Here is a 4716-nt window from a genome sequence, read left to right on the forward strand (position 1 = left end):
ACTGTTTTATACGCAGCAAGGGCAATCAGGGATGCTCCAGCAGTAAACGGTGCTGCAATTACAGCAGCCACCGAAGCAACGGTATCAATCACATCCCCATTATCGTTCATAAACTTAGCAGCAGTTTTAGCGTTGATGAGACCACCAGTCGCAACAGAGACAACACCCCCCACTGCATTGGCAAATCCATTGCCGTTCAGTGCTTCTCCCTCAGCTTTGATCTCGTTGTATTTTTCCTTCATCTTAAGGATTGGATAGAACTGATTGAAGTGGTGACTTCCGAACGCTCCTCCCACGGTAGGTCCAACCAAGTAACCGGAGTTCTTCGCCGATTCCATCATGGCTTCTTTGCCTTTGTCATCAGCAGAGTTAAACTCAAACATCTTTTGAGGATCAGTCGTAAACTGCATCATGGCTGACTGGGCTGCTTGGGCAACTTTTGCCATCGCTTTTGGATCAAGCATTGTAAAACCAACTTCACGGTTCTCTGACTTCTCTGGATCATATGTCAGTTTGAAGTCCGTTTGCATTTGGTTACGAGCCAGTCTCACCATTGTGGTCAGTTCCCCACTCGCAGGACCATTTTTCCCTTGTAAAGATTGGTAATCGGTTAGATCCCATTCCTTCCCATCGGAATCTTTGACGGTTGGTAATTTATCCGGTTTGATATATAAGAAAGAAGAAAAGGTTGGGAGTATTTGATAGGATGGATTCCCCATCTTATCTACAGCAGATCTCACATACCCTGGTCCCATCTTGATAAAGTTATCTTGCAATAATTGCATGGTTAACTGTTCATCAAGGGCTTTGTTTTGTTCGGCGATGGTTGCTTCAAAAGTAAGTGGCAAAGACCAAAGGGAATCCAATGTTTGGAGGACTGCCATTTGTTTACTGCGATCCTCCATAAAGTTCAGAAGTCCTCACTCCTGCCAGCGGAACTTCCTGTTCCGACTGGCGAGCTTTGGCCATCCTTGGCCACGCCTCCGTGACGACCTCTTCACTTGGTTAAGAAAAGAATTGGTGAATATTTTTTGGCGCCTCGAATTCGTTAGTTGATTGGCACTTATTTCTGTAACGACCGCGCTATCCGCTCCAATCTTTCCGATCAGTTTGTTGACCAAAATAATCTATTTATGGAAAGGATTTTCGCTACTATCGCTGGCGCGAGGGGATAATCGGTGAAAACAATCATTAGTTAGGAAATGTTTAGTTAAGATTGAAAGAACTGATTAGAATCAAGATTGATTCTTGTCATAAGTCTTAATTTGGCATTGATACGAACTACTTGTAAAAGCGGAAAAATGTGCGATTTATGCGAACTGCAGATAAACACCGGAAATATTTTGGCTATACGCATAGCGTTTAACGCCCGCAGACGAGTGTCTCTCTGTATTGCAATTAGCCGCCGCCTAATTCACCCATCCCCTCACCAATCCTCCACAAACCGAGAGATGGAAACTGCGACTTGGAATCCACTCCGGTGTTAGGTGGTCTCTACCACACCTACTCTTGGAAGAAAACCGCTTAAGAGAGTTACTCTCTTTTATACTTCGATTTGCTCCCATTGTTTGCAAGCTTTGATTCAATTATCTCTTCTGTAAAAGAGAAGAATTCTTTATATCCGAACGATCAACGGAACACTCATTTTTGGAACAAAATCTTTGTGAATCACTAGAAATCGATGACTTCCGTTTGTTTCTTGTCTTCAAGATCTTTCCCGTTTGCATCCAGCGTCTAACTTAACGAACATTTTGTTCGCTATTATAGTTTTGGCGAGGCTCAGGCTCATGGATCTTCACGATAAACTATTCCGCTAATTTCGTAACAATAACCTTTCTTTTCCAAATCTATAGTCTCTTGAATATTTGGTAATTTCTTTTCAATAGATTGATCAACAATTTCATTATTAAAAAATGTCACTAGGAAAACAGAATCACTTTTATTGCCATCAGGGTAAAATCTTTTCTCATACCAGATAACACCAAGCTTATTATTTAGAACTTCACCTAGAAATGCCCTCGATGAGTAAACTACTTCATCAGAATCAATTGATAATTCTTTACCAGGATATTTATATCTATTCTCTCCATTGTTGGCAATTAATCTTCCCCTTTCTGGTAAGTGAATATAAATGGATCTAGAAGTATCACAATCACTACAATCTTTGCCCGAAACTACAAAGTATTCTTTCTCATTCCTAGATTTTATCTTTCCAATTAACTGTAAATCATACAAATTAGAGTTAAATACTTCATGCCCTCCTTCAATGATTGATCCATTTTCGATAGTAACCTTCATCTTTAATAATTCAGTAAGTTCTTCTTTGTTAAAAGAAAGCCATTTGGAATTACCTTCATATAATACTCTGAGCCAATATTGTTTTTGCTCAATTTTCGTTTCTTCAACTCGAACAAATGTTCCAGGTACAATTCCTTGATTTGAAGGCTTGGCATTGAAAACAGTGTCATATGCAACTAATCTTTTTTTTGCAAAAAAACCGAATTTAGGAATCGCCTGCGCCGTGCAATTGTTTGCAAAAAGTAAAAATAATATAAATACTGTTCTTAACATTTTAATAGTCCTTCCTTTTGACAGATACCCATTTTTCATTTTTATTAGTTATGAACAACTGAGGAGTAGTAACCCCGGTTTGATTGTCCACATGAACCTTTTCGCTTGTTCTGTATCTACTTACCCTCATGAATAGTCCTGAATCATATGCCGCCAACCATGTTTGATCTTTGGTGTAACCGCTCACACTGATATCTACTGCATCTCCATATGTATGCTGGCTCTTTTTCGCAGCTCTACCTTTTGTACTTGAGTCTTTCCTAAGCTTATCTTGTTTAGCTTGTGACCTATAGCCACTAACAACCCTCACTTCTCTTCCATCTAGTTCCTCACTAAAATCAAGTAATTTCTCTTTCATAACTTCGGATTTAATAGTTACACCTGAGTTAACTCTCAAATTTGCAACGATTTCGCCATTTTTTTCTCGAGTAATTAAATTCTTGTCTTCTGAAGGTGTCGGCACTGATTTTTTCGATTCTGACGCGGAAACTGCTTTTTTATCTTTTTCTTCATCTCCAAAGATTTTCGCTATACCAGATTTTACATATTTTATTAACCCACTAGCAAAATTTATATTAGGTCCAGTCAATGGTGTATAATTATGCACCAATACCCCGTCTTCCCCAACGTAGTAACTATGGTTGTCTTCCACCTCAAAGTTATAAACCTTTGTAGGCTCTACATAGTAGCTTCGAATGTGGCTGATTTCGACAAGAGCACCATCAGCTAAAGCAAGGACATCTCCTACTTGTAAGTCCTTCACCTCTACCCATTCTTTTCTATCCACAACCCAGAAAGGATGGTTCCAAGTAGTTTCTAAAGTAGCTCCTTTTGTAGTCTTCACCTCATAGAGTTGGTTGATTTCATGCAAGAAGAGTTCGGTAACAACTTTGTATTCTCTCTCACCCGTTGTTTCATTCCAAGAAAGAACCACATCCCCAACTCGAATGTCTTCAATGTTCTTTAAGCCGTCTTTTGTATGAACTTTTGTTCCTGCAACGAAGCAAGTTCTAGGAACAAACTTTCCATCCTTGTCCAGTCTACCAGCATCCGATGTTGAGATACCTAGAGCACCAGCAACATCATCATAAATGTCTCCACCAATCTTCTCTAGAATGTTATCTCTAGATCCGTCTTTTTCAGCCTTCGCCTCTTGTTCTTTCTTATACTGAGCAAGTAAAGCATCATCGTCTTTTATGTTTGCGTAGTTCGGATCTTTCCTCTTCTCTTTTAACCATTCCTGTTTTGCACCTTCTAATTTCTTATCAGCAGCTTCTTTCCTAGCTTTTGTCTCCGCATCAATCTCATCTTGGATTTGTTTTTTACGGAAATCCATAGCGAAGTTAGTATTTCCAGAAAGTCCAGTGTTCTGATTGTAGCTTAGTGCGTTGATTCCATCAAAGCCAAGACTTGCAGAGAATCCTTCTTTCTGGTTAAAAGAAAGTCCCATATCCATTTGTGAGAAGGATTGGAATTGTGGTTTAGGAGGTGGTGTTTGTCCTGGAAGAGTCTTTGCAGCTACCTTCTCTATGGAAGCATCCAAACTCGCACCAAACCCTTGTTTCTGACTAAAGGACACTCCTCCAGTCAAAGTCGTTGCGTAATTATCATTTCTAGAGACTTCTTTCTGTGCGTTGAGGCTTGCTCCTACACCAGTATCCTTACTGTAGTTGAGTCCTCCGGTTACCTTGGTCCCTCCTTCTGTTGCCTTGCTATAGCTTACACCTCCGCTAAAGCCTCCACTTTGGCTATAACTTAGGTTCACACCAAGGCCTTTGAGAACGTCATTGTTTCCACCAAACTCATAACCTACGCTAGCACCAAAGCCACCGTTTTGGGTATAACTCACACCAGCAGATAATCCACCTAACTTCACTGAAGCACTCGCACCAAAGCCTGCACTCTCTGAGTAACTCACTCCCAGACTCACTGCACCCATCTTAACACCTACGTTGGCTCCAAAACCTTCGTCATAAGAGTAAGAAACATCCACACCTGTAATGGAAGAATAAGCGCTCACAGCTCCTGCAAGCGCACCAAGAACTCCACCTTCATAGGCTCCCTTCACTGTTTTATACGCAGCAAGGGCAATCAGGGATGCTCCAGCAGTAAACGGTGCTGCAATTACAGCAGCCACCGAAGCAA

Annotated in this window: 2 protein-coding genes and 1 pseudogene; all 3 read right to left on the reverse strand. The window is 40.7% G+C overall.

Translation table 11 applies throughout. The annotated features are described in order from the left end of the window. Window positions 1-884, reverse strand: a pseudogene (locus tag EHQ47_RS11975) (hypothetical protein); the annotation flags it as partial. A 901-nt stretch (window positions 885-1785) separates the two neighbouring features. Further along, on the reverse strand, window positions 1786-2571 hold the full coding sequence (locus tag EHQ47_RS11980; protein WP_135777246.1) for a hypothetical protein: 786 nt from the start codon (window positions 2569-2571) through the stop codon (window positions 1786-1788). A 1-nt stretch (window position 2572) separates the two neighbouring features. Then, on the reverse strand, window positions 2573-4716 hold a 2144-nt coding region (locus EHQ47_RS11985; RefSeq protein ID WP_135777247.1), incomplete at its 5' end, for a polymorphic toxin-type HINT domain-containing protein.

Source organism: Leptospira bourretii (genome assembly GCF_004770145.1).
In the GTDB taxonomy this organism is placed as follows: domain Bacteria; phylum Spirochaetota; class Leptospiria; order Leptospirales; family Leptospiraceae; genus Leptospira_A; species Leptospira_A bourretii.